This window comes from Actinomadura xylanilytica, from assembly GCF_030283145.1.
Lineage (GTDB): Bacteria > Actinomycetota > Actinomycetes > Streptosporangiales > Streptosporangiaceae > Spirillospora > Spirillospora xylanilytica.
Genome location: NZ_JASNWE010000004.1, coordinates 366,781 through 387,275 on the forward strand (window position 1 = coordinate 366,781; position 20,495 = coordinate 387,275).

The 20,495-nt window shown below is 72.7% G+C and carries 16 protein-coding genes and 1 pseudogene; 7 read left to right on the forward strand and 10 right to left on the reverse strand.

The genetic code is table 11. The annotated features are described in order from the left end of the window. Window positions 1-42 precede the first annotated feature (42 nt). Window positions 43-1,257 (forward strand): ABC transporter substrate-binding protein, encoded by a 1,215-nt coding sequence (locus tag QP090_RS25415; RefSeq protein WP_285941914.1) that lies wholly within the window; start codon window positions 43-45, stop codon window positions 1,255-1,257. Between the two features lie 83 nt (window positions 1,258-1,340). Beyond that, window positions 1,341-2,003: a DUF5701 family protein gene (locus QP090_RS25420; protein ID WP_285941915.1), complete on the forward strand. Its 663-nt coding sequence runs from the start codon at window positions 1,341-1,343 to the stop codon at window positions 2,001-2,003. Window positions 2,004-2,043: 40 nt separating this feature from the next. Here the strand turns inward: QP090_RS25420 and QP090_RS25425 are convergent, their stop codons facing one another. Further along, entirely contained in the window at window positions 2,044-3,567 is a 1,524-nt protein-coding gene (locus QP090_RS25425) for an MFS transporter (RefSeq protein WP_285941916.1), read from the reverse strand. 106 nt (window positions 3,568-3,673) lie between these two features. On the opposite strand from QP090_RS25425, the gene QP090_RS25430 reads away from it, so the two are divergent. Continuing rightward, window positions 3,674-4,399, forward strand: coding sequence for a TetR/AcrR family transcriptional regulator (locus QP090_RS25430; RefSeq protein WP_285941917.1), 726 nt, complete (start codon window positions 3,674-3,676; stop codon window positions 4,397-4,399). On the opposite strand, the gene QP090_RS25435 is transcribed toward QP090_RS25430, so the two are convergent. From QP090_RS25435 to QP090_RS25460, 6 genes and pseudogenes are all read right to left on the reverse strand, one after another. Further along, window positions 4,389-4,520 (reverse strand): hypothetical protein, encoded by a 132-nt coding sequence (locus tag QP090_RS25435; protein WP_285941918.1) that lies wholly within the window; start codon window positions 4,518-4,520, stop codon window positions 4,389-4,391. The two genes, QP090_RS25430 and QP090_RS25435, sit on opposite strands and share 11 nt — an antisense overlap. Window positions 4,521-4,612: 92 nt before the next feature. Beyond that, a pseudogene (locus QP090_RS25440) lies at window positions 4,613-4,684 on the reverse strand (GNAT family N-acetyltransferase); the annotation flags it as partial. A 472-nt stretch (window positions 4,685-5,156) separates the two neighbouring features. Further along, window positions 5,157-6,179 (reverse strand): family 2 encapsulin nanocompartment cargo protein polyprenyl transferase, encoded by a 1,023-nt coding sequence (locus tag QP090_RS25445; RefSeq protein WP_285941919.1) that lies wholly within the window; start codon window positions 6,177-6,179, stop codon window positions 5,157-5,159. Window positions 6,180-6,193: 14 nt separating this feature from the next. Then, on the reverse strand, window positions 6,194-7,564 hold the full coding sequence (locus QP090_RS25450; RefSeq protein ID WP_285941920.1) for a family 2B encapsulin nanocompartment shell protein: 1,371 nt from the start codon (window positions 7,562-7,564) through the stop codon (window positions 6,194-6,196). After that, window positions 7,561-9,984 carry a terpene synthase family protein gene (locus QP090_RS25455; protein ID WP_285941921.1) on the reverse strand — a complete coding sequence of 808 codons (2,424 nt, stop codon included), beginning with the start codon at window positions 9,982-9,984 and terminating at the stop codon, window positions 7,561-7,563. The genes QP090_RS25450 and QP090_RS25455 overlap by 4 nt, the downstream gene beginning before the upstream one ends. Further along, window positions 9,971-11,368, reverse strand: a complete 1,398-nt coding sequence (locus QP090_RS25460) for a family 2B encapsulin nanocompartment shell protein (RefSeq protein WP_285941922.1) — start codon at window positions 11,366-11,368, stop codon at window positions 9,971-9,973. Before QP090_RS25460 ends, QP090_RS25455 begins: the two co-directional genes overlap by 14 nt. Before the next feature lie 288 nt (window positions 11,369-11,656). Here QP090_RS25460 and QP090_RS25465 point away from each other — a divergent pair, with 288 nt between their 5' ends. After that, the gene (locus QP090_RS25465; protein WP_285941923.1) at window positions 11,657-12,796 is read left to right on the forward strand and encodes an epoxide hydrolase family protein; all 1,140 of its coding nucleotides are present in this window, start codon (window positions 11,657-11,659) and stop codon (window positions 12,794-12,796) included. 303 nt (window positions 12,797-13,099) lie between these two features. Here QP090_RS25465 and QP090_RS25470 read toward each other — a convergent pair whose 3' ends face one another. Further along, entirely contained in the window at window positions 13,100-14,497 is a 1,398-nt protein-coding gene (locus QP090_RS25470; protein ID WP_285941924.1) for an MFS transporter, read from the reverse strand. Window positions 14,498-14,599: 102 nt separating this feature from the next. Continuing rightward, a complete protein-coding gene (locus QP090_RS25475; RefSeq protein WP_285941925.1) occupies window positions 14,600-15,199 on the reverse strand; it encodes a hypothetical protein in 600 nt (199 codons plus the stop codon). A 493-nt stretch (window positions 15,200-15,692) separates the two neighbouring features. On the opposite strand from QP090_RS25475, the gene lpdA reads away from it, so the two are divergent. From lpdA to ddaH, 3 genes are all read left to right on the forward strand, one after another. Beyond that, on the forward strand, window positions 15,693-17,096 hold the full coding sequence (gene lpdA / locus QP090_RS25480; protein ID WP_285941926.1) for a dihydrolipoyl dehydrogenase: 1,404 nt from the start codon (window positions 15,693-15,695) through the stop codon (window positions 17,094-17,096). 33 nt (window positions 17,097-17,129) lie between these two features. Beyond that, window positions 17,130-18,674, forward strand: coding sequence for a helix-turn-helix domain-containing protein (locus tag QP090_RS25485; protein WP_285941927.1), 1,545 nt, complete (start codon window positions 17,130-17,132; stop codon window positions 18,672-18,674). A gap of 189 nt (window positions 18,675-18,863) precedes the next feature. Continuing rightward, window positions 18,864-19,712 carry a dimethylargininase gene (ddaH, locus tag QP090_RS25490; RefSeq protein WP_349666518.1) on the forward strand — a complete coding sequence of 283 codons (849 nt, stop codon included), beginning with the start codon at window positions 18,864-18,866 and terminating at the stop codon, window positions 19,710-19,712. Window positions 19,713-19,880: 168 nt separating this feature from the next. Here ddaH and QP090_RS25495 read toward each other — a convergent pair whose 3' ends face one another. Continuing rightward, window positions 19,881-20,468, reverse strand: coding sequence for an XRE family transcriptional regulator (locus QP090_RS25495; protein WP_285941928.1), 588 nt, complete (start codon window positions 20,466-20,468; stop codon window positions 19,881-19,883). Between the last annotated feature and the right edge of the window lie 27 nt (window positions 20,469-20,495).

The window sequence follows — 20,495 nt, forward strand, 5'->3', positions numbered from 1 at the left end:
TGTGGCCACGTACCGCCGCCGGACCCCCTACGATCGGCTAGCGTGATCTTCGGAACTCGGCACCCCCGGATGTCCTCGGCCCGCTCCCGGCTCACTCTGGCCGTCACCGCGCTGACGGCCGCCGCCGCGCTGGCCGGCGGTTGCGGCGACGGGAACTCCGGCGAGGCCGCCGCCCTGCCCAACATCCCGATGGCGCAGGACGTCGGCGCGTCGGAGGGCCGGCTCAAGCTGGTCATCTGGGCCGGGTACGCCGAGGACGGCAGCAACGACAAGAAGGTCAACTGGGTGACCCAGTTCACCAAGGCCACCGGCTGCAAGGTCGAGGCCAAGGTCGCCGACACCTCCGACTCGATGGTCGCGCTGATGAAGACCGGGCAGTACGACGGGGTGTCGGCGTCCGGCGACTCCAGCCTGCGGCTCATCTACGGCGGGACGGTCGCGCCGGTCAACACCGGCCTGCTCAGCGGGTACGCCGACGTCGCGCCGTTCCTCAAGAACCAGCCGTACAACTCGGTCAAGGGCCAGATGTACGGGATGCCGCACGGCTACGGCGCCAACATGCTGATGTACCGCACCGACAAGTTGCCGGAGCGGCCCACCTCGTGGGACGTGGTCTGGGACAAGGACTCCCCGGCCGCCGGGCACGTGGTCGCCTACGACTCCCCCATCTACATCGCCGACGCCGCGCTCTACCTCAAGACGCACCGTCCCGACCTGAAGATCAAGGACGTCTACGCGCTGGACGACGAGCAGTTCGAGGCCGCGGTCGACCTGCTCAAGCAGCAGCGGCCCAACGTCAACCAGTACTGGGCGAGCTACACCGACGAGCTCCAGTCGTTCAAGCAGGCCAACAACTACGCGGGCACGGCCTGGCAGGTGACCGCCAACCTGGCCATCGCCGACAAGAGCCCGGTCGCGACCACGCTGCCGTCCGAGGGCGCCACCGGCTGGTCGGACACCTGGATGATCTCGTCCCGCGCGCAGCACCCGAACTGCATGTACAAGTGGATGAACTGGATCATCACCCCGAAGGTGCAGGCGCAGGTCGGCCAGTGGTTCGGCGAGGCGCCCGCCAACCCGAAGGCGTGCCGCTACACCGCCAAGGGCTTCTGCACGACCTACCACGTGGGCGACCCGGGGTTCTATCAGCGGCTCGCGTTCTGGCGGACCCCGACGGCCGACTGCGGCGACGGCCGCGGCTCGACCTGCGCGGACTACAACCGCTGGGCCAAGGCCTGGACGCAGATCAAGGGCTGACCCGGGCCGCCCCCTGGAATAGGAACCGAATCTCTGTATGTTGTACGGAGTAATCGGTTCCGCCAGAGAGAGGCCCTATCCACGTGACGTCCACCGACGCGGGCACGGAGTTCGACCGGCAGGTCCGGACCCTGCTCGACAAGCGCTACCACGAGCACGCGGGACTGAGCGCCGAGGCGTTCACCGAGTTGCTGTCCCCGCTTCGCGCGACCGTGACGAAGGACACGGCCGCGGCGGGGGCCGGAGGCACCGTGGACGCCCCCGAGGAGGGCCGCGTCCCGTTCGTTCTGGTGGTGACCCGGGAACTGGTGCCGATCGAGGACTCCATCCGGCTGACCACCGTGGCCGGACGCACCAAGCCCGGCGTCATCGACCGCCACTACAAGGAGGGCGACATCGGGCGCTTCGTCTCCACGGAGGAGACCGGAGCACCCGACGCGCCCGCCTACGTGCTCTTCGGCGTCGAACGGGGCGAGGAGTTCTGCGGGGCCGTCCCGAACGACGCGATGGCCGCGATCGCCGGCCGCGGCCGGACCCCGCTCACCATCGAGGAGGGCATCGCGCTGGTCACCCAGCACCCGTCCGCGCTGGCCAAGAACAAGTGCTTCTCGCTCGGCGGCTCCCGCTGCGGCGACCGCCGCGTCCCGGCCATCTGGATCAGCCAGAACGCGCCGAAACTCGGCTGGTGCTGGGCCGGCAACCCGCACACCTGGCTCGGCATGGCCTCCGCCGCCGCCCGCGCCTGACCACCGTCCCCGTCCCCGTCCCCGTCTCCGGTCGCGCCGGTCACCCCGTGGCGGGCGCGGCCGGGTCGGACTGCGGTTCGGCGGCCGGACCCACGGGCGCGGCCGGCGGCGAGGGGCGCAGCACGGCGAAGGCGAGCACCGCGGCGGCGATCCCGCCGATCACGCCCGCGATCGACGTGGTCGACATCGCGTCGGTGAAGGCGTCCCGCGCCGCCGCGGCCAGCGCCGCGTCGCCCCGCTCCGCCGCGATGCCCAGCGCGTCCCCGATGGACTCCCGCGCCGGGCCGGTGACCCCGTCCGGCAGATTGCCCGAGTAGGCCGCCGACAGGACGCTCCCCAGCACCGCCACACTGAGCGCCTGGCCCAACTGCTGGACGGTGTCGTTGACCGCCGAGCCGACCCCGGCGCGCTCGGGCGGCAGCGCGCCCAGCAGCGTCCCGTACGCGGCCGGCCCCATCGTCCCGCTGCCCATCCCCATGACCACTAGGGCGACCGCCAGCTTGAGGTAGCCGTCGCCGGCGGACAGCGTGGCGAGCACACCGAACCCGGCCGCGAGCAGCGCGAGCCCGCCGGCCACGGCGATCCGGGCGCCGAACCTCTTGTCGACCAGCACCCCGACGCCGTTGAACACCATCGCGGAGACGATGAGCGGGATGAACGCGGTGCCCGCCTTGAGCGGGCTGTACCCGAGCACGAACTGCAGGTACTGGGTGAGCGCGAGCATCAGCCCGCCCGCCGAGAACGACATCAGCACGACCGACAGGCTGGCCCCGCTGAAGTTGCGGTCGAGGAACAGCCGCATCGGCAGCATCGGCTCCGGGCAGCGCCGCTCCCACAGCACGAACGCGGCCATCGCGGCGACGCTCACCACGAACCCGCCGCCCGTCGCCGGCGAGGACCAGCCGTCCCGCGCGACCTCGATGACCCCCCACACCAGCGCGGTCATCCCGATCGTGGACAGCACCGCGCCCACCAGGTCCGGGCGCACCGCCGGACCGCGCGACTCGGGGATGATCAGCAGGGCGGCGAGCACGCCGAGCGCCGCGATCGGCAGGTTCAGCAGGAACACCGACCCCCACCAGAAGTGCCGCAGCAGCAGCCCGCCGACGACCGGGCCGCCGAGCGCGCCCAGCATGAGCACCGAGCTCCAGATGGCCAGCGCCTTCTTGCGCTCGCCGTCGTCGAAGACCGTGGTCAGGATGGACAGCGTGCCCGGCATGAGGAACGCGCCGCCGACGCCCATCAGCGCCCGCGCGGCGATGAGCTGCCCCGGCGAGTCCGCCAGGGTGGCGAGCGCCGACGCGCCGCCGAACACCACCAGCCCGACGATCAGGCCGCGGCGCCGCCCGTACCGGTCGGACAGGGCGCCCGCGGTGAGCAGCAGGCCGGCGAACACCACCATGTAGGCGTCCAGGATCCACTGGATGTCGGCGTTGCTCGCGTGCAGGTCGCGCATCAGCGACGGGATCGCGACGTTGAGGACGGTGTTGTCGATGATGACGACGAGCAGGCTCAGGCACAGGACGCCGAGGATCAGCCAGCGGCGCGGATGAGGGGGTTGCATGGCTTCCGTTCGTACAGCGGACCTATTTTCGAACACCGTACCAATCCTCGTACAGCGTCTGCCAGACGGTAAAGTGACTCCCCACCCCGTGCACGAAGGACGCTGAATGCCGCCCACTCCCGACCCCATCGCCGGCTCGGTCTGGCTGCGCCCGGCCCGGCCCCGCCGGGGCCGCCCGCAGCTCAGCCGCGAAGAGATCGTCGGCGCCGCGATCGAGATTCTCGACGCCGACGGGCTGGACGGCCTGAGCATGCGCCGCCTCGCCGCCCACCTCAGCGCGGGCGCCACCTCGGCCTACTTCTACGTCGCCACCAAGGACGAGCTCCTCGAACTGGCCGTCGACGAGATCATGGGCGAGATCGACATCCCCGACCCCGCCGGGGTCGGCTGGCGCACCGCCGCCGCCGCCCTCGCGGGCGGCCTGCGCGGGGTGATCCTCCGGCACACCTGGCTGACCGGGCTGCTCGGCGTCCACCCCGCCATCGGCCCGAACGCCCTGCGCATCGGCGAGCGCTCCGCGGCGGTCCTCACCGCGGCCGGCTTCGCGGGCAGGGAACTCGCCTGGGCCAGCTCACTGCTGACCGCGCACGCCGTCGGCGCCGCCACCGCCGAGGCGGCCCTGCAGAGCGCCATGGCGCAGGCCGGCAAGAACGCCGCCGACCTCCTCGGCCAGCTCCACCCCTATATAGAGAGCGTCGCCGGCGAGTACCCCATGCTGGCCGCCTGGTTCGGCCAGAACGAGTCGCTCGACGTCGCCGCGCACCAGGACGCCGCCTTCGCCTTCGGCCTGGAACGCGTCCTGGACGGCCTGGAGTCCTGGCTCAAGAAGTAGCGGCCCGGTCGGCGGGTGCCGCGATGCGGTACTGCGCGGTGTTCTCCTCGGCGTCGGTGGCCGCCCGCTGGAAGCCGGCCTTCTCCAGCACCCGGACGGACGGCGGGTTCGACAGTTCCACGTTGGCGTAGACGGTGCGGACGCCCGCTGCGGTGAAGCGAAGCCGGTCAGGGCGCGGGTTGCCTCCGAGGCGTAGCCGCGGCCCCGCCGGGAGGCCACGACGCCGTACCCGATCTCCAGGCCGCCGGCGCTGTGCGGCAAGAACAGTCCGATCGAGCCGACCACCAAACCGCTGTCGCGCTCGATGATCTGACGGTGGCCGTACTCGCCCAGCCATGCCGGGTAGGCGCCGAACAGGCCGGCGACGACGTGATCGCCTTCGGCGGGGAAGTCCGCGGCCCAGTGCGCCGGCCGGACGCCGCTCGATGATCAGTCGTCCTCACGACGCCACGAGGCTAGCGACCCCTCACGGCCTGGACGAACGGATTTCGGGCGGGGCCCAGCGGAGACCGAACCCCGTCGTTCGACAGCCGAGCGACCGGTCGGCGCATCGCGTGGCAGCAGTTCGACTCGCCCCTGAAACAGTGCCGGGCCCTCGGATCGGAGCATCTCCACCGGTGATGTGGAGGGTCGGCGGGGTCCAGCGGCTGAACGTCCGGCACGCCCTGAACGACGCGTCACGGCCGAACCCCCGGAATCGCGGGGGTCGCGCGGGCGCCGGACGCGCGGTCACGTAACGGCCGGCGCCCGCGCGACGTCAGTGGTCCCTGCGGGTGACCAGGCGGGCGAGGACGCGCAGTTCCTCGCTCGCCGTCGAGGCCGGCGCGGCGGCCTCGAGCTGGGACAGCGCACCCGCCAGCAGCTCGTCGGCGCGCCGGACGGCCCAGGCCCGTCCGCCGGCGGCCTCGGTCAGCGTCGCCGCGCGGGCCGGTTCGTCGCCGGTCAGGGGCCGGTCGCGCAGGTAGAGGGCGGACAGTTCGGCCCCGGCGGGGGTACCGGAGGTGAGCGCCGCGACCACCGGGAGGGACTTCTTCCGGTTGCGCAGGTCGGAATGGACGGGTTTGCCGGTGACGTCCGGGTCGCCCCAGATGCCGAGCAGGTCGTCGATGAGCTGGAAGGCCAGCCCGAGCCGCTCGCCGAAGGCGCGCAGCCGGTCGACCTGCTCGCTGGTGCCGCCGCCGTACACGGCGCCGAGGGCGCACGCGCAGCCGAGGAGCGCACCGGTCTTGCGGCCGGCCATCCGCAGGCACTCGTCGACCGTCACGTCGGAGCGCTCCTCGAACGACATGTCCGAGCTCTGCCCCTCCACCAGCTCCAGCACGGCGGCGCTGAGGACGCGGACCCCCCGGGCCGCGGCGGGGCACCGCTCGTCGGCGACGACCTCGAACGCCGCGGCGAGCAGGGCGTCACCGGCGAGGATCGCCGCGCTCGTGCCGAACACGCTCCACGCGGTCGGACGGTGCCGGCGGGTGAGGTCCTCGTCCATCACGTCGTCGTGCAGCAGCGAGAAGTTGTGCGTCAGCTCGACCCCCAGCGCGGCCGGCAGCGCCGCCGCCGCCGTGCCGCCGACCGCACCGGCCGCCAGCAGCGTCAACGCCGGCCGGATGGCCTTGCCCCCGCCGCCGCCCGACTCGTCCTGCCAGCCGAAGTGGTACTCGGCGATGCGCCGCATCGACTCGGGCAGGGCGTCGACCGCGGAGCGCAGCGCGGGGTCGACCAGCCCGCGGCTCCAGGCCAGCACCTCGGCCGCGGAACGGGCCGTCTCCCGGGTGGACGCCATGTCGGTCCCCCCTCTCACCTGGCGATCTCCACGTTCTCCAGGACGCCGAGGGCGTCGGGGACCAGGATCGCGGCCGAGTAGTAGGCGCTCACCAGGTAGGACAGGATCGCCTTGTCGCTGATCCCGGTGAACCGCACCGACAGGCCCGGCTGCACCTCGTCGGCCATCCCGGTGCGGTGCAGCCCGACCACGCCCTGGTCGGACTCCCCGGTGCGCAACACCAGGATCGAGCTGGTGCCGGACGGGGTGACCGGGATCTTGTCGCACGGGTAGATCGGCACGCCGCGCCACGCCTGGACGGTCCGTCCCTGCGACTGGACCGTGGCCGCGTAGACGCCGCGCCGGGTGCACTCGCGGCCGAACGCGGCGATGGTGCGGGGGTGGGCGAGGAAGAACCGCGACCCGCGACGCCGGGACAGCAGATCGTCCAGGTCGTCGGGGGTGGGCGGGCCGCCGCGGGTCTGGATCCGCTGCCGCAGGTCGGCGTTGTGCAGCAGCCCGAAGTCGCGGTTGTTGATCAGTTCGTGCTCCTGGCGTTCGCGGATCTCCTCGATGGTCAGCCGGAGCTGCTGCTCGAGCTGGTTCATCGGTTGGTTGTAGAGATCGGCGACGCGGGTGTGCACCCGGAGCAGCGTCTGGGTGACCGCCAGCTCGTACTCCCGCGGGGACGCCTCGTAGTCGACGAACGTGCCGGGCAGCGACGGTTCGCCGTCGTGCCCCGCCGCCAGGTCGATCGCCGACTCGCCCTGCTTGTTCTGCGGCCGGACGGGGGCGCGCAGGTACGCGTCCAGGTGCGCGCGGAGCGTCTCGGACCGGCCGGTCAGCTCGCCGATGGCGTCCCGGGAGAGCGTCAGCACCGTGCAGGGGGTGAGCGCGCGGAGCGCGTGCCCCCACTCCTCGGCCGTGCCGAGCAGCGCCCGGTCGCCGAAGAACTCCCCGTCGGCGAGGACGCCCAGCGCGGTCTCGTCGCCGTACTCGCCGGTGCCGACCTGCGCGACCTTGCCGTGCGCGATGAGGAACACCTGGTCGAGGGGCCCGCCGGGCTGCACGATGACCTCGCCGGGCGCGTACTCCCGCTGGACGAACCGCTCGGCGATGCCCTCCAGGACCGCGGGGTCGTCGAGGCCGCGCAGCGGGGGCAGCTCGGCCAGCTCGGGCGGGACGACGCGGACCCGCGCGCCGATGTTCACGAACGTCACCCGGCCGTCGCCGAGCTGGTACGTCAGCCGCCGGTTGACGCGATAGGTGCCGCCCCCGGCCCGCACCCACGGCAGCACCCGCAGCAGCCACCGCGGCGTGATGCCCTGCATCTGCGGTACGGACTTGGTGGTCGTCGCGAGATTGCGCGCCGCCGCCGTACTCAGGCTCAACTGCTGCTCCGTCATGAACCGCGACCTCCCGGCATCGTTGAGTGCTTAGGTGAGTGGAGCGCCCCCTTGAACGCCCCCAGATCCGCCGCCGAGGTACCGAGCCCCACCGGCCCTCCGAGCCCCTTCGGCCCGGCGGACCCGGTCGACCCGCTGAGCACGGTCGGCCCGCCGGGCGCTGTGGGCTTGGTGCGTGCCGGCCGGGTGCCCGGCCCGCCGCCTCCACCGGGGGGCGGAGGGACGCGGGGGCGGCGGGGCGGAGCGTGGGTGGACCGGTGGCGCGCGAGGGCCGGGGACGCGGACCCGGACGCGGACCCGGACGGGGACCCGGACGGGGACCCGGACGGGGCGCGGTAGCGGCCGGTGGTGGCCGCCCATTCCAGGTCGCCGGCCATCCAGCGGCGGAGGCCCTCGATGTGGCCGGTCAGGCGATCGCGGGCGGCGGGGTCGAGGCCGTCGGTCAGCGCGGGCAGTTCGGCCGTGACGATGCGGTCGAACTCGCGGGTGCGCGCGGCGGCCAGGTCGCCGACGATCTCGGCCGCGCGGCGCGGGCCGCAGCCGAGGAAGCCCGCGACGGCGAGCACGGCGTTGTCGAGCTCGTCGCCGTCCTCGACCTCCCTCCGGTACGCCAGCAGGTCGTGGTGCAGGCCGCCGACGTCGGCGAAGGCGTCGACCAGGGCCCGCATCGGGCCGGTGCTCAGCACAGCGGCCGGGACCTCGTCCTGGAGGCAGTGCCGCAGCAGGCCGGTCGAGAATTCGGCTCCGCCGGTGGTGCGGCGCATCTCGATGTGGTCGACGGGGTCGGGGACCCGGCGCTGGGCGTGCCCGGCCAGCTCCCACAGCCGGCTCCCGACGAAGCGGCCCACCACGGCGGCGAACTCACGGCGGTCGGCCACCGTCATCGCCGGGGCGGTACGGGCCCACAGGTCGGCCAGCGCCCGTTCGGCCGGGGCCGCCGGGACGGCCCCGGCGGCCGGGTCGGCCGGCATGAACTCCGCCAGCCGCGCGACGAAGGCCCTGGCACCGACGGCGTCGCAGGCGCGCGTGAACCGTTCGGCGAACAGGTCGTCGACGTAGAAGCCCCACAGGTGCCAGTCGTTGACCAGCTCCAGCCCGGCGCCGGACGCGTCGGGATGGGTCAGCGCGGCGAACAGCCCGTAGTCGGCGGCGTCGAACGCGTCGCGGTCCCAGCCGCCCTGGTCGAGCAGGCCCATCTCGGCCGCCCAGGTCCCGGCGTGCGCCCGGACGGCGTCCACGCGCGGGTTGAGCCGCGCGCCGTACGGGACGGTGAGCCGGGGGGCCTCGAAGGGTTCGGCGGCCGTGCGCGCGGCGGCCGGGGGGCCGCCGCGCGGGGGACGCTCGGGCACGCGGGGCCGGACGGCCGAGGTGCCGAGCCCGAGGGGCCCGGACGGCAGCGGCCGGCCGGCCCCCTCGGCTCCCCGGTCCGTGTAGCGGCCGGACCGCAGATGCCACGCGTGTGCGCCCGACTGCCAGTCTTGGAGGCCCCGGACGTACCTGAGCACGCCGAGCCGCGCCTCGGGCGTCGGCGCGTGCTCGTCGAGCAGCGGGGGCAGCTCGGTGCCGGCGGTGTTCTCGAACTGCCGCAGCCGCGAGGTCAGCAGGTCGTTGACCGTGTCGGCGGCCCGCTGCGGACCGACGTCGAAGAACCTCTGCACGACCAGCACGCCGTTGTTGAGCTCGTCCTCCTCCTCGGTCTCGCGCCGATAGGAGAACAGGTCGTTGCGCAGGTGCACGGCGTCGGCGAACGTGTCCTTGAGCACGCGCAGCGGACGGGTCGCGGCGATCCCGGCCGGCAGCTCGGCGCCGAGGGCGACCTCGACGAGGTCGGCCGACCAGGGCGCGCCGCCGACCTTGCGGCGCATCTGGACGTAGTCGATCGGGTTGGGCACCCGCCCCTCGTCGATGTTGGACAGCTCCCAGAGCGACTCCTGGAGCAGGTTGCGGGTGCTCTCGGCGAACCGTGCGCGCCACTGCCCCGACATGAGCGGGACGGTGCGCGCCCATAGGTCGGCGAGGCCCCGTTCGACCGGGTCGCGTGGCTCGGCCGGGGGCGCCTCGCCCGGGTCCGCCGGCATGAACGAGGGCAGCCGCGCCAGGTACGCGCGGGCGCCCGCCATGTCGCGGGGGCGTTTGTAGTGCTCCAGGAAGTGGTCGTCGAAGTAGAACACCCAGACGTACCAGTCGTTCACCAGGTCGAGAACGGGGGCGGGGGCGTCGGGGTGGGTGTAGGCGGTGAGCAGGGCGTAGTCGTGGGCGGCGTAGTCCTGCTCGGTCCAGATGAGGGGGGCGGCGCCGTCCGTGGGGAGGACGCCCATATCGCGGGCCCACCGCGCGGAGTGCGCGCGGCTGCGTTCCAGGTGCGGGTTCAGCCGCGCCGGATGCGGCAGGTGGAAGTCGGGGAGGTCAAAGGGCGGCACTGGCCGCACCGCCATGCGCGATCTCGACGCTCTCCAGGATGCCGAGCGCGTCCGGCACCAGGACGGCGGCCGAGTAGTAGGCGCTGACGAGGTAGGAGATGAGCGCCTTGTCGTCGATGCCCATGAAGCGGACCGACAGGCCGGGCTGGAACTCGTCCGGGATGCCGGTCTGGTGCAGCCCGACGACGCCCTGGTCGGACTCGCCGGTGCGCATCAGCAGCACCGAGCTGGTCCGGGTCGGGCTGATCGGGATCTTGTTGCTCGGGAAGATCGGGACGCCGCGCCAGGCCGGGACCTTGCTGCCCTGCACGTCGACGCTCTCGGGGTAGACGCCGCGCGCGCTGCACTCGCGGCCGAACGCCGCGATCGTCTTCGGGTGGGCGAGGAAGAACGCCGGGTCCTTCCAGACGAGGGTGAGCAGGTCGTCCATGTCGTCGGGGGTGGGCGGCCCGGTGCGGGTGTGGATGCGCTGGGTGAGGTCGGCGTTGTGCAGCAGCCCGAAGTCGCGGCTGTTGATCAGCTCCTGCTCCTGCCGCTCGCGCAGCGCCTCGATGGTCAGCCTGAGCTGCTGCTCGACCTGGTCCATCGGCTCGTTGTAGAGGTCGGCGACCCGGGAGTGGACCCGCAGCACGGTCTGGGCGACGCTCAGCTCGTACTCGCGCGGCGAGCCCTCGTAGTCGACGAAAGTGCCGGGCAGGGACGGCTCACCGGAGTGCCCGGAGGCCAGCTCGATCGCGGCTTCGCCGTGCTCGTCCTGCGCGCGCTCGGGCCGCTCGCGGAAGTCGGCGATGTGCGCCTGGAGCTCCTCGGAGCGGCCCAGGACCTCCCGGAACTCCCCTTCGGACAGGGTGAGCAGCGTGCAGGCGGTCACCGCCCTGACGGTGTGGTCCCAGTCGGGCTGCTCGCCGAGCAGCGCCCCGTGGCCGAAGAACTCGCCGCCGGCGAGCACGCCCAGCAGGGCGTCGTCGCCGTACTCACCGGTGGCGATCCGGTTGAGCTTGCCGTGCGCGATCAGGAAGACCTGGTCGACCGGCCGGCCCTGCTCGACGATGACGTCGCCGGGCGCGTACTCGCGCTGGACGAAGCGGCCGGCGAGGCCCTCCAGCACCGGCTCGTCCTCGAAGCCGCGCAGGGGCGGCAGCTCGCCGAGCTCGCGCGGGACGACGCGGACGTCGGCGCCGGTGGTCACGAACGTGATCCGCCCGTCGCCGACCATGTAGCTGAGCCGGCGGTTGACCCGGTAGGCGCCGCCGGCCGCCTGCACCCAGGGCAGCAGCTTGAGCAGCCACCGGGAGGAGATGCCCTGCATCTGGGGGACGGACTTGGTCGTCGTCGCGAGATTGCGTGCCGCCGCCGTACCCAGGCTCAACTGCTGTTCCGTCACGATCCACACCACCGATTCCGTTGCTGCCGACAGAAATGGTCGCTCTGAGAGCGAATGGAAGAATCAGCGGAATGGACACTCATGTTCGATGGTGTCCTTTATGTACACATGCATTTCCCGCCGCCAGAGACGCTACCCATGGTAATCACTTGATCGCAATGAGAGAGTTCCCTTACTTTGCCCGCACCGGCCGCCACGCCGGGAGGCCCTTGCGGGAACGGGGACCGGGCCCGCGCCGGGGGGTATGGCGGACGGCTGGCGACCGCCACTCCCCCTAACGTCCCTGACATGCGAGAAGACGAAATCCACCCGTTCCACATAGAGATCCCGCAGGCCGATCTGGACGACCTGCGCGACCGCCTCGCCCGGACCCGCCGGCCCGATGAGATTCCCGGTGTCGGTTGGTCATACGGCACCGCCGGCGACTATGTCCAGGACATGGCCGAGTACTGGCGGACGGAGTACGACTGGCGGCGGCACGAGGCCGAACTGAACGCCTTCCCGCAGTTCACCACCGTGATCTCCGGGCAGAATGTGCACTTCCTCCACGTCCGCTCGCCGGAGCCGGACGCCCTGCCGCTGCTCCTCACGCACGGCTGGCCGGGATCGGCCGCCGACTTCCTGAAGGTGATCGGACCGCTGACCGACCCTCGTGCCCACGGCGGGGACGCCTCGGACGCGTTCCACGTCGTCGCCCCGTCCATCCCGGGGTACGGGTTCTCCGGCCCGACGCGCGAGACGGGCTGGGGCGTCGCGCGCGTGGCGCGGGCGTGGGCGGAGCTGATGCGCCGGCTCGGATACGAGCGGTACGGGGCGCAGGGCGGCGACTTCGGTTCGATCATCTCCCCAGAGCTCGCCCGTGCCGAGCCCGACCGGGTGGCCGGTGTGCACGTCAACGCGCTGGTGACGACGCCGTCCAGGGATCCGGCCGACCTGGAGGGCCTGTCCGAGGCGGAGCTGGCACGGATGGCGGGTATCGAGCGCTGGCACCGTGAACTGTCCGGCTACGCGATGATCCAGGGAACCCGTCCGCAGACGCTGGCGTATGCCCTGGTCGACTCCCCTGTAGGGCAGCTCGCCTGGTACGCCGACTGGTACGCGGGCCATGGCGACAAGATCGGCGCGCTCGACCGGGACACGATCCTCACCGCCGTGACGGTCTCCTGGCTGACCGGCACGGCCGGTTCCTCAGCCCGCCTCTACCGGGAGAGCGCCGCCGCATGGGGACCGGCGCCCGAGCCGTCACCGGTCCCTGTAGGCGTGGCCGTCTTCGCGGGCGACTCGACCGTCCGGCGGTTCGCGGAGCGCGCGCACCGAGTCACACGGTGGACCGAGTTCGACTCCGGAGGCCACTTCGCCGCCCTGGAGGTCCCCGATCTGCTGGTCGCGGACGTGCGCGCGTTCTTCGCCGGCCTGCGCCGCTCCTGACCGTCCAGCCGGACGACCTGCACTTTTACCCTCTTTAAGGTTTATTCCCAGGTCAGGAGGGTCGAAAGTGATACACATCACCGTCCGGAACGGCTCCGGCTCGGAAGGATCGGCCGCACCGCGGGTGTTGGGCGAAGTGAAGATCGGGTCCGCTCTCGGAAGGACCCGCCCCCCGGAAGGAGGCCCACAGTGACCGCCGTTTGGACCGCACTGCTGATCGAGACCGGTGCCGCTCTCGTGATCTCGGCGACGCTGGCGGGCTGGGCCCACCGCCGCTTCGCCGCCTCCCGCTGACCGCGCCGCTCACGCCCCGGCCGCCCCGGAACCCGCGGGTTCCGGGGCGGATCCCGTCCCGGTCCGCTCGATCGGGACGCGCGCGGTCTCAGGGATCATGGTGATCGGGACCAGCGCCACCAGCCCGGCCAGCATCAGGTAGTACGCCGGGACGTAGTTGGTGCCGGTGATCTTGATCAGCGAGCCCACCAGCACGGCGGCGGTGCCGCCGAACAGCGACGTGGAGACGTTGTAGCCGATCGCGAACGCCCCGTACCGCACCTTGGTCGGGAACATCGCCGGGAACGTCGCGCCGACCACCGCCAGCATCAGCACCAGCAGCCCGCCCACGATCGCGTAGCCGGCCGCGACGCCGAGCGCGTTCTCGGTCTGCATCAGCGCGAACGCGGGCCAGGACAGCACCACGTACCCGACCGCCGCGGTCAGCAGCAGCGGCTTGCGGCCGATCCGGTCCGACAGCCCGCCCACCGGGACGATCACCAGGATCATCACGAACTCCACCCCGATGGTGATGAGCTGCGCGGTGACGTCGCCCATCGCCAGGTTCTCGGTGAGGTAGGACGGCATGAACGTCAGCAGCGTGTAGTCGGCCACGTTCAGCAGGAACACGATCCCGATCAGCATCAGGACCATCCGCCAGTTGTTCAGCAGCGTCTCCCGGAGCGGCGACCTGGCCTTCTTGCCGGCCGCCTCCATCCGCTGGAACACCGGCGTGTCCTCGATGCGGGTCCGCACGTACAGGCCGACCAGGCCGAGGGGCAGCGCGATCAGGAACGGGATGCGCCAGCCCCAGGAGTGCATCGTCGCGTCGCCCAGCACGACGTTGACGATCAGGACCAGTCCGGCGCCCATGATGTAGCCGGTCAGCGTGCCCAGCTCCAGGAAGCTGCCGAAGAACCCGCGCCGGTTCGTCGGCGCGTACTCGGCGATCATCGTGGCGGCGCCGCCGTACTCGCCGCCGGTGGAGAACCCCTGCACCAGCCGTACCGCGAGCAGCAGCAGCGGGGCCGCGAGGCCGATCGTGCCGTAGCCGGGCAGGATCCCGATCACGAACGTGGAGCCCGACATCAGGATGATCGTGGTGGCCAGCACCCGCTTGCGGCCGATCCGGTCGCCGAGCGGGCCGAAGAACATGCCGCCGAAGGGACGGGCCAGGAAGGCCGCCGCGATCAGCGCGAACGACCGGAGCGTGGCGCTGCCGCCCTCCCCCGGCGGGAAGAACACCGTGCCGATGATCGAGGTCATCACCCCGGCGCTGAACACGCCGAAGTCGAACCACTCGATGCAGTTGCCCATCGCCGAGGCGAGCACGGCCTTGCGGACCGCCGACTCGTCCGGGCCGCGGGGCCCGGCCGGCGCGCCGGCCGGCGGATCGTCCCCCCGTGAGGCCGATCGTCCATCCGTCATCGGCACCGTCACCCCCCGGCATCGGTCCTGCCCAAGATCAGCAGAACTGACACAGTGTCCCCGGAAGGTGACCGCGAGTCGGGAATGGGGAGGGGAGCGGGGTCAGCGGCGCTTGCGGTTGCGCTTGGTGTCCTCGAGCTCCTCGGGCTCCTCGGCCTTCTCAGGGGCGGTCTGCTGGGGCGCGGTCCGCTCCGAGGCGGCCTGCTCGGGGGCGTCGCCGGCCGCGCCGTCTGGGGCCTCCGTCGGCTTCGGGATCTTCGGCGGCTTCGGCGGCTTCGGGGATTCCGCGGCCTCCGGAAGGCCGGGCAGGTCGCCGAGGTCGGGGAGGGCCACGGTGCGCTGCGGGTCCTCCTCGCCGAGGAGGACGTCCTCGGGGATGGCGAGCAGGGCCTGGGTCACCTGCGCCTCGCGGGTGATCACGCCGCTGGCGAGGACGGTGTTGCGGTGCCGCAGCGCGCCGTTCTCCCGCAGCAGGTCGTCGATCTCGGACCGGGCCCGGGTCACCCGCTTGGCCATCCGCAGGTGGACCAGGAAGCCGCCGGCGGCGAGCCCGAGGATGAACCCGGCGACCGGGAGGCCGGCGAGCGGTGGCGCCAGCGTGGCCGCCAGCGCGGCGATCACCAGAGCGGCGACCGCCGCAAGAGCGCCAAAGTGCTGCTCCGCCCAGTCCAGGACGGTGTTGACGCGCTTGGGAATCCTCACTCGCCTTCTCCTCCACTTCGGCTGGGTACGGGCGACCGCCGGGCTCGAGCCGGGCCGACCGGACGGACCGGACGGACCGGCGGTGTCGCGGACACCGTCTCGGGCGCTCGCGTCCCGTCCCGCCGCGCGGTCGCGCCGGATCCGCCGGCGGACGCCCCGGTCCGACTTGCGACAACGAACGTGATGGGCGGCGGGGTTCCGGCACGCCGGGACCGGCGTCACCGAGGGGCCGCTCGCAGACCGCTCGCGGGTCGCCCGCGCGTCGCTCATCGCCGCCCGCGGGCCGCCCACCTCCCCGAGAGTTCGAACACGGGGAGCCGCACAAAACCCTAACAGCTTGTGACGAAGAACCTCCAACGGTCGCCGGTTCGTCACGTCCGGTAACCGTCGACTCGCCCGGAGGCGGGGCCGCGCCCGACGGAGGGGCGTCACTACCGGCGGGTACGCGCGGCCGGGATGCGAGCACCTACCGGGGGCGAATATCGTCATTAGAATGAGCAATCACTTTGACGTCGTGGTCCTGGGCTCCGGTCCGGGCGGATATGTCGCCGCGATCCGGTCGGCACAGCTGGGGCTGAAGACGGCGATCATCGAGGAGAAGTACTGGGGCGGAGTCTGCCTCAACGTCGGCTGCATCCCCTCCAAGGCGCTGCTGCGCAACGCGGAGCTGGCGCACATCTTCACCCAGGAGGCCGACAAGTACGGCATCAAGGCCGAGGGCCAGGTGACCTTCGACTACGGCACCGCCTTCGAGCGCAGCCGTCAGGTGTCGGACAAGCTGGTCAAGGGCGTCCAGTTCCTGATGAAGAAGAACAAGATCACCACCTTCGACGGGCGCGGCACCTTCACCGACCCGAACACCCTCCAGGTGGCCAAGGCCGACGGGACCGGCGAGACGGTCACCTTCGGGCACTGCATCATCGCGGCGGGCGCGCACACCAAGCTGCTGCCCGGCACCTCGCTGTCGGAGCGGGTGGTGACCTACGAGGAGCAGATCCTCAGCTCCGACCTGCCCGAGAGCATCGTCATCGCGGGCGCGGGCGCCATCGGCGTCGAGTTCGCGTACGTGCTGCACAACTACGGCGTGAAGGTCACCATCGTCGAGTTCCTCGACCGGATGGTGCCCAACGAGGACGCCGACGTGTCCAAGGAGCTGGCCAAGCGCTACCGCAAGCTCGGCGTCGACGTGCTGACCTCCACCCGGGTCGACGCGATCGACGACTCCGGCGCGAAGGTCAAGGTCACCGTGACCGGCAAGGACGGCGCCCAGCAGGTGCTGGAGGCCGACAAGGTGCTCCAGGCGATCGGGTTCCAGCCGAACGTCGAGGGCTACGGCCTCGACAAGACCGGCGTCGCGCTGACGGACCGCGGCGCGATCGACATCGACGGCCGCGGTCGCACCTCGGTGCCGCACATCTTCGCCATCGGCGACGTGACCGCCAAGCTGATGCTGGCGCACGCGGCCGAGGCCATGGGCATCGTCGCGGCCGAGACCATCGCGGACGCCGAGACGATGGAGCTCGACTACGTGATGATCCCGCGCGCCACGTACTGCCAGCCGCAGATCGCCAGCTTCGGCTGGACCGAGGCGCAGGCCAAGGAGCAGGGCTTCGACGTCAAGGTCGCCAAGTTCCCCTTCAGCGCCAACGGCAAGGCGCTCGGCATGGGCGAGGGCGACGGGTTCGTCAAGGTGATCAGCGACGCCCGCTACGGCGAGCTGCTCGGCGCGCACCTGATCGGCCCGGAGGTCACCGAGCTGCTGCCCGAGCTGACCCTGGCGCAGCAGTGGGACCTGACCGTGCACGAGGTGTCCCGCAACGTGCACGCGCACCCCACGCTGGGCGAGGCCATCAAGGAGGCCGTGCACGGCCTGGCCGGACATATGATCAACTTGTAGGTTCCGCACAGGGGGTCCACCCGGGAGGAGCGCATGCCGGACGAGGACGGCCGCTATGTGAACCTGCTCAGGGAACTGCACGTGAGGGCGGCGCGGCCCGACGGCCTCGCCGCCCTGCTGCGCGAGCTGGCGCGGCAGGCGGGCGGGTTCGCGGTGCTGGCCGATCACACCGGGCGCCCACGGCACGCCTTCCCGTCCCCGCCGCCCGGCCTGGACGGGGCGCGGGAGCAGTTCGAGCGGGTCGCCTCCGGGCGGTCCGGCCCCGCGGTCGTCTCGCTGCCCGGCCACACGGTGCGCGTCATCGCGATCGGCGACCGGGAGCCGGCCCCGCTGCTGATCGTGGGCGGGCCGCGGCCGGCCGGCCCGGACGCGGCCCGGCTGATCGACGACGCGGCCGGCCTGGTCTGGCTGCGCTGGCGGCTCGACGAGCACGACGAGCACCGCGCCCGCGTCGACCTCGCCGAGCAGCGCAACCGCCAGGCCGTCCTCACGTGGCTGATGAGCGGCGACCTGCGCGCGGCGAACCTCATCGCGAACGCCATCGGGCCGGAGCTGCCCGAGCGACTGCGGGTGTACATCGTGGAGTGCCCGACCAGGGCCCGTGACTCGACCGTCGAAGACTGCGACCGCGTCGCCCTCGGCCGGGCCTGGATCATCCGCTGCCCGGCCTATATCCGGCACATCATCATCCTGGCGCCGGCCGACGCGGGCCCGGGCGCCGCGCGGGCGCGCGCCGGGGCGGCCGGGCCCATCGGCTACCGGGAGCCCGGTTCGCCCGAACCCGGCCGGGAGCCCGAGCCGCTCGAGGCCACGCTGCGCGGGCTGGCCGCGGCGGGCACCTCGATCCGCGTCGGCGCCGGGCACACCGTGGCGCTCCGCGACGCCGCCACTGGCTACAAGCAGGCGTTCCACGCGCTGGCCGCCGCGCGCGGGAATCCGAACGGCTTCGCCCGCTACAGCGTCCGGGAGGATCTGGCGCCGCTGCTCAGCGGCGGTGGGGCGGCGTGGGCGGCGGCCGTGCTCGGGCCGCTGCTGGCGCACCTGCCGGAGCGGTCGGGCGACCCCGGCGGGGCGGAACTGGCCAAGACGCTGGGGGGCTGGCTGACCCTGTACGGCCGCGCGTGCGTCCAGTTGAAGATCCACCGCAACACCCTGGCGAGCCGGCTGCGGCTGGTCGAGCGGCTGCTCGGCTGCGACCTGGGCCGGCTGCCGACGCAGGCGCGGCTCGACCTGGCGCTGCGGATCCACGGGCAGCCCGGCGACCCGCCGCGGACGAGCGCGCCGCAGCCGCTCGACATCCTGCTCGGCTCCGCCGAGTCGCGCCGGTGGGCGGAGGACCAGCTCGCCCCGCTGAGCGACCGCGACCCGGCGCTGTTCACCGGCACGCTGCGCGCCTGGCTGGAGAGCGGCGCGCGGCTGGACGCGACCGCGTCCGCCCTCGGGGTGTCGGTGCCCGGCGTCCGCAAGCGCCTGGTCCGCATCGAGGAGACCCTCGAACGGTCCCTTCTCAACGGCCCCTCCGCCCGCTACGACCTGTGGCTCGCGCTGCGGGCGCGGGACCGGTACGGCCCCGTCTAGGACGGGGCGCGGCGGCATCGCCCGGCGCCGCGCAACGAATCGCCGCGGTCCGGCCGAAATGAGCAACGAACCGCCAGGTCAGCGCAAGGTCGGCGGATTGGATCCGGAGCCGGGGGTTCCTAGGCTTCGATGGTCGACCGCCGCCCCCTCTCGCGATGACCTGGAGTCCGCATGACCGTCTCGCCGGCGATGGAGCCGAGCACCGCGCACGTCCCGGACGCGCGCCCCCACCGGACCGCGCTGCGGCGCCACTTCCTGATGTGCCGCCCGGACCACTTCGCCGTGACGTACGCCATCAACCCCTGGATGGACCCGGCGGCGGGCGCCGACGCGGGCCGGGCGGTCGGGCAGTGGGAGGCGCTGCGCGGCGCCTATCTCGGCCTGGGGCACCGGGTCAGCCTGATCGAGCCCATCGCGGGACTGCCCGACATGGTGTTCGCGGCGAACGGCGGGCTGGTGGTGGCGGGCAAGGCGTACGGCGCCCGGTTCACCCATCCCGAACGGGCGGCGGAGGGGCCCGCGTACATGGAGTGGCTGCGGCACAACGGGTTCCCCGACGTCCTCGAACCGGCGCACACCAACGAGGGCGAGGGCGACTTCCTCACGCTCGAGGACGTCATCCTGGCGGGCACCGGGTTCCGCACGGACCTGGCCGCGCACCAGGAGGCCCAGGAGTTCCTCGGACGCCCGGTGGTGACGCTGCGGCTGGTCGACCCGCGCTTCTACCACCTGGACACGGCGCTGTTCCCCCTCGGGGACGGGAACGTGGCGTACTACCCGGGCGCGTTCTCCGCGGGCAGCCGCACGGTGCTGGAGCGGATGTTCCCGGACGCCGTCCTGGCCGGGGAGCGGGACGCGGCGGTGCTCGGCCTCAACGCGGTGTGCGACGGCCGGCACGTCGTGCTCAACGCCGAGGCCGGCGACCTGATCGAGACGCTGGCGCGGCACGGGTACGAGCCCGTCCCGGTCGACCTGTCGGAGCTGCGCAAGGCGGGCGGCGGCCCCAAGTGCTGCACCCTCGAACTCCGCCCCGCCTGACCGTCCCGCGAGGGTCCGCACGCGCGGCGGCCATCACCAGCGCACCGCTGGCGATCATCCGGCGCGGCCCGGGCCGGTCGAGCAGCAGCCCCACCGGAATCTGGGCCCCGCAAAACTCTAGGCGACCCGTCCCGACACCCGATCGGCCGGTCCGTTCAGTCGGCGCGGTCAGTCGGCGCGGCCAGGGCGGCCGGGGCGGGCGCGCAGGTGGACGCGCTCGCCCTGCGGGCCGAAGAGGCTGAGCACCTCGGCCGGGCCGCCCTGCCCCCCGAACCAGTGCGGCAGGCGGGTGTCGAACTCCGCGGCCTCGCCGGGCCCCATGACCAGATCGTGCTGGGCCAGGACGAGCCGGACCCGGCCGTTCAGCACGTACACCCACTCGTACCCCTCGTGGGTGCGCGGATCGGGCGGGTCGACGATCTCGGGGACCAGCAGCTTGTACGCCTGGACGCCGCCGGGACGCCGGGTGAGCGGCAGCGCGGTCATCTCCCCGATCCGGCGCGGCTCCGGCCGGATCCGGGGGTCGCCGACCGCGGGAGCGCCGACCATCTCGTCCAGCGGCACCCGGTGGGCCCGCGCGAGCGGCAGCAGCAGTTCCAGGCTGGGCCGCCGCTTGCCCGACTCCAGCCGGGACAGGGTGCTCACCGAGATGCCGGTGGACTCGGCGAGCGCCGCCAGCGTGACGCCCCGTTCCCGGCGGAGCCGGCGCAGCCGCTCGCCGACCCCGGCGAGCACGTCCTCGATGGGTTCGCTCATGACCTCATTGCAGGTTCGGCAACGCGG

Excerpts from the sequence above, each read along its gene's own strand:
- QP090_RS25425 (WP_285941916.1), bottom strand. The coding sequence starts at position 3,567 with ATGCAACCCCCTCATCCGCGCCGCTGGCTGATCCTCGGCGTCCTGTGC.
- QP090_RS25430 (WP_285941917.1), top strand. The coding sequence starts at position 3,674 with ATGCCGCCCACTCCCGACCCCATCGCCGGCTCGGTCTGGCTGCGCCCG.
- QP090_RS25445 (WP_285941919.1), bottom strand. The coding sequence starts at position 6,179 with ATGGCGTCCACCCGGGAGACGGCCCGTTCCGCGGCCGAGGTGCTGGCC.
- QP090_RS25450 (WP_285941920.1), bottom strand. The coding sequence starts at position 7,564 with ATGACGGAGCAGCAGTTGAGCCTGAGTACGGCGGCGGCGCGCAATCTC.
- QP090_RS25465 (WP_285941923.1), top strand. The coding sequence starts at position 11,657 with ATGCGAGAAGACGAAATCCACCCGTTCCACATAGAGATCCCGCAGGCC.
- QP090_RS25470 (WP_285941924.1), bottom strand. The coding sequence starts at position 14,497 with ATGACGGATGGACGATCGGCCTCACGGGGGGACGATCCGCCGGCCGGC.
- lpdA (WP_285941926.1), top strand. The coding sequence starts at position 15,693 with ATGAGCAATCACTTTGACGTCGTGGTCCTGGGCTCCGGTCCGGGCGGA.
- QP090_RS25485 (WP_285941927.1), top strand. The coding sequence starts at position 17,130 with ATGCCGGACGAGGACGGCCGCTATGTGAACCTGCTCAGGGAACTGCAC.
- ddaH (WP_349666518.1), top strand. The coding sequence starts at position 18,864 with ATGGAGCCGAGCACCGCGCACGTCCCGGACGCGCGCCCCCACCGGACC.
- QP090_RS25495 (WP_285941928.1), bottom strand. The coding sequence starts at position 20,468 with ATGAGCGAACCCATCGAGGACGTGCTCGCCGGGGTCGGCGAGCGGCTG.